At 48.6% G+C, this 459-nt stretch carries 1 protein-coding gene; it reads right to left on the bottom strand.

Features of this window, described 5'->3' with window-relative positions; all coding sequences use genetic code 11:
• The coding region (locus J5M67_RS28390) for a glycogen/starch/alpha-glucan phosphorylase (RefSeq protein WP_207888671.1) at positions 1–459 on the bottom strand (459 nt) is incomplete at both ends.

The following is a 459-nucleotide window of genomic DNA, read 5'->3' as shown; positions in this document are numbered from 1 at the left end:
CGAAGAGTGTTTACGCGACCAGAATTATAACCTGGAACCATGTAGTCAACTGGTACTGCACGAACAGACCAAGCTGGCTTCCAAACGCGCTTGCCGTTTTCTTCTACAACTTCACCACCGAAGTTGACGCGCTGGTCACGACCATAATCAATGTGACCCCATGGCTCTTCATTGCTAAGCCAGTAATCAGGGGTTTCAACCTGCTTACCTTCTTCATCAAAGCGCTGCTTGAAGATGCCGTAACGATACTGGATGCCGTAGCCAAATGCTGGAACGCCAATAGAGGCGAGTGAATCGATGAAGCAGGCTGCGAGACGACCCAAACCGCCGTTACCTAAACCTGGTTCATACTCAGCATCGATAACAGCCTTTGGATCAAAGCCAAGCTTAGTAACAGCCTTATTGAATTGATCAGTAAGACCAGCGTTCAACAAAGCGTTCTCAAGCTGCTTACCCATC

The organism is Pseudomonas sp. 30_B, from assembly GCF_017491605.1.
In the GTDB taxonomy this organism is placed as follows: domain Bacteria; phylum Pseudomonadota; class Gammaproteobacteria; order Pseudomonadales; family Pseudomonadaceae; genus Pseudomonas.
This window is presented reverse-complemented; position numbering and strand designations above follow the sequence as displayed.